This is a genomic window from Bordetella petrii (assembly GCF_020991325.1).
GTDB lineage: Bacteria > Pseudomonadota > Gammaproteobacteria > Burkholderiales > Burkholderiaceae_B > Bordetella_A > Bordetella_A petrii_E.
Window position 1 is genome coordinate 1 of sequence record NZ_JAJMLX010000376.1, and the last position, 3,519, is coordinate 3,519.

General features: G+C 67.7%; 4 protein-coding genes. All 4 read right to left on the minus strand.

The genetic code is table 11. The features are described from left to right. Positions 1–566 (minus strand): thiamine-phosphate kinase (gene thiL / locus LPZ50_RS23155; RefSeq protein ID WP_230665202.1); only part of this gene is annotated, 566 nt, incomplete at its 3' end. Positions 567–595: 29 nt separating this feature from the next. Next, a complete protein-coding gene (gene nusB, locus LPZ50_RS23160; RefSeq protein ID WP_230665204.1) occupies positions 596–1,102 on the minus strand; it encodes a transcription antitermination factor NusB in 507 nt (168 codons plus the stop codon). Continuing rightward, the gene (gene ribH, locus LPZ50_RS23165; protein ID WP_230665207.1) at positions 1,074–1,595 is read right to left on the minus strand and encodes a 6,7-dimethyl-8-ribityllumazine synthase; all 522 of its coding nucleotides are present in this window, start codon (positions 1,593–1,595) and stop codon (positions 1,074–1,076) included. The genes nusB and ribH overlap by 29 nt, the downstream gene beginning before the upstream one ends. Next, positions 1,592–2,782, minus strand: coding sequence for a bifunctional 3,4-dihydroxy-2-butanone-4-phosphate synthase/GTP cyclohydrolase II (gene ribBA / locus LPZ50_RS23170; RefSeq protein WP_230665209.1), 1,191 nt, complete (start codon positions 2,780–2,782; stop codon positions 1,592–1,594). The genes ribH and ribBA overlap by 4 nt, the downstream gene beginning before the upstream one ends. Positions 2,783–3,519 lie beyond the last annotated feature (737 nt).

The window sequence follows — 3,519 nt, forward strand, 5'->3', positions numbered from 1 at the left end:
CCAAGCCGGCGCAGCAGTTCGTGGACTGGATAACGTCGACGGCCGGCCAGGATGCGGTAGGCCACATCGGCCGCGCCCAGGCTGCCCGACACCCATACCTGGTCGCCGGCGCGCGCCGCATCGCGGCGCAAGGCGCGGCCCGACGGCACCGCGCCGAACACCGTGACGCTGATGGCCAGGTCGTTCGGGCTGCGGGTGGTGTCGCCGCCCATCAGCGGGCAGCCATGGGCATCGGCCAGATCGTGAAAGCCGCGGGCGAACGCCGACAGCCAGGGGGCGGACGCTTGCGGCAAGGCCAGGCCCAGCACGCAGCCGATGGGCCTGGCCCCCATGGCGGCCAGGTCGGAAAGATTGACGGCCAGCGATTTGTGCCCCAGCGCCTGGGGGTCGACATCGGGGAAGAAGTGCCGGCCCTGGATGAGCAGGTCGGTGCTGGTGGCGATCTGCATGCCGGCGGGCACGGGGAACAGCGCGCAATCGTCGCCCACCCCAAGCATGCCGGCCGGCACGGGCCGCGAGAAATAACGCGCGATCAGGTCGAATTCAGACGCCAAGATGGTCTCCATGCCGGCGCCGCGGCGCCGGCCGGCCTGCCTTAGCGGCGCTGCGACGCGGCGGCCTGTACTTCGGCCGAACGCACGTCGGCCGCCAGCTTGTCGAGTACGCCGTTGACAAACTTGAAGCCGTCGGTGCCGCCAAACGACTTGGCCAGTTCGACCGCCTCGTTGATGGCCACCTTGTACGGCACTTCGACGTGATGCACCAGTTCGTAGCTGCCGATGAGCAGGATGCCGTGCTCGACCGGCGACAGTTCGTTCAGCGGGCGGTCGATGTAGGGCGTGAAGCGCTCGCGCAGGCCGGCGGCTTCGCGCAGCACGCCATGCAGCAGTGTCTTGAACCACTGCGCGTCGGCTTCGGAAAAATCTTCGGCATCGCGCAGGTGAGCGTCGATCTCGCCAGCGTCCTGGGTGCCTTCGCCGCCACGCAGCAGCCAGGCGTACACGCCCTGCAGCGCGAATTCGCGGGCACGGCGGCGCGCGCTGCGGGCGCTGGCCCGCGCCTGCGCCGCGCTATCAGCGGCGGTCGGTTTCTTCGTCGTCAAAATCTTCGTCCTCGTCTTCGTCGTCTTCTTCCTCGGGTTCGAGGGCCGCGACCAGGTTGGCCATTTCCACGGCCACCTGGGCGCAATCGCGCCCCTTGCCCGCCGCGCGCGCCTGGGCCTGTTCGTCGGTATCGACGGTAAGCACGCCATTGGCCACCGGAATGCCGGTTTGCAGCGAAATGCGGGAAATGGCGCTGGCCATTTCGTTGCTGACGACTTCAAAATGATAGGTTTCGCCGCGGATGACCGCGCCCAGGGCGATCAGCGCGTCGAATTCAAAGGTTTCCGCCATGTGCGACAGCGCCACGCCCAGTTCCAGCGCCCCGGGCACGGTGGCCACCATGACGTCGCGTTCGTCCACGCCCAACTCGGCCAGTTGCTGCAGGCAAGCTTCGTATTCGGCCTGGCCGATTTCTTCGTTGAAGCGGGCGCGCACGATGCCGATGTGCAGCCCTTCGCCGTTCAGGTCGGGGGTGAGGATGTAAGGATTCATGGTTCGGCCTTGGTCGGGGTGGCGGAGGTGGAAGGGTCGCAATCGTAACCCGTAATGGTGAGCGAGAAGCCGGCCATGCTGGGCATTTTGCGCGGACGCGCCAGCAGGCGCATCTGGCCGACGTTCAGGTCGCGCAGGATCTGTGCGCCGATGCCGTAGGTGCGCAGGCCGTAGCGGTCGCCATCGGGCTGGGACTGCGGGGTGTCCGGGCCGCCCCAGCCGGCTATTTGCCCGAACAGGTGCTCGGTGGACGACTGGCAGTTCATCAGCACGACCACGCCGGCCTGCGCCTGGGCAATGGCTTGCAACGCGCGCCCCACGCCCCAGCTGTGCGCGGTGGCGCCGGTGTCCAGGGCGTCGAGGATGGACGCGGGTTCGTGCACGCGCACCAGGGTTTCACGCTTGGGGTCGATGTCCCCGTGCACCAGGGCCAGGTGGGCCGAGCCGCTGGCCGTGTCCTGGTAGGCCACGGCGCGGAACTCGCCCCAGGCGGTCTGCATGCGGCGTTCGCCCACGCGCTTGACCACCGATTCGTGCTCGCTGCGGTATTGGATCAGGTCGGCGATGGTGCCGATTTTCAGGCTGTGCTGGCGCGCGAACTCGACCAGGTCGGGCAGGCGGGCCATGGTGCCGTCGGGATTGAGGATTTCGCAGATGACGGCGGCCGGCGTCAGGCCGGCCATGGCGGTAAGGTCGCACCCGGCTTCGGTGTGGCCGGCGCGCACCAGCACTCCGCCCGGCACGGCGCGCACGGGGAAGATATGGCCGGGTTGGACCAGGTCGGCGGGCTTGGCGTCGCGCGCCACCGCCACCTGGATGGTGCGGGCGCGGTCGGCGGCGGAAATGCCGGTTTCGACCCCCACGGCGGCCTCGATGGACTGCGTGAAGTTGGTGCCATAGCGGGTGCCGTTGCGGCTGGCCATGAGCGGCAGGTCCAGCTGGCGGCAACGGTCTTCGGTCAGTGTCAGGCAGACCAGGCCGCGCCCGTGGGTGACCATGAAATTGATGGCCTCGGGCGTGACGAACTCGGCCGCCATGACCAGGTCACCCTCGTTTTCGCGGTCTTCTTCGTCGACCAGGATGACGATGCGGCCGGCACGCAGTTCGGCGATGATCTCGGCGACCGACGCGATGCCGAAGGATTCCGGGGCATTGCCGGACGGAATGGAAGCTAGCGGGGCAGACATGAAGGAGGGGAATGGGCGGCGGAAAGGGGGATTTTACCTGTTCGTGGGGGGATATTGGGTTCTTGCGGCGTCGGGACGGGCGGCCGGCGGGGGGCGGGGCTTCACGAAGCCGCCCGGGCGCCCTGAGCGCCCTTGGAACGCATTCGGACTGATGCGTGTCCTCCGCTTTGACTCGTGCGCCAGCGCGCCACAACGGCTGACGACGGTGTCTGGCACCCCTGCGGGGAGCCAGACACCCGGTCATACCCCGTAAAGTGCCCTCTTTCGCCTCAACCTTTTTCGCCTTAATTCGCATTGACTTCTTTCACCTCAATAGCGACATGGCGAGTTTTCACGGATGTTCAAGGGTGTCTGGCTCCCGCCAGGGTGCCAGACACCGTACTGCTGAGAATGTCCTGCTGCGACCACCCTGCTAAGAACGTCCAACTGACACCCTCGTGACACACCACGATGTCAGCCATTTTGCGAAACCCAGCCCCCCCCCGCCCACCACCATCCGGATGGCAAACCGGGCCGCGCTGGGCGGCCCGGTTTCCCGGCACCGCACTTTCTTCCTCCACCCCATACATGAGCCACGAAGCGCAAGAACGCTGCTCACGCCTGCAATGGGCCAATAAATACGGCGCGAGTCGGGGCGGGGGCCTGGCCGGGGGCGGGGCGCCTCGGAGCCGAGCGAGGGAAACCGAAGGAGCGCAGCGACGAGGTTGACGACGCGGTCCCGGGCGCGCTGGGCGCCC

Excerpts from the sequence above, each read along its gene's own strand:
- ribH (WP_230665207.1), bottom strand. The coding sequence starts at position 1,595 with ATGAATCCTTACATCCTCACCCCCGACCTGAACGGCGAAGGGCTGCAC.
- ribBA (WP_230665209.1), bottom strand. The coding sequence starts at position 2,782 with ATGTCTGCCCCGCTAGCTTCCATTCCGTCCGGCAATGCCCCGGAATCC.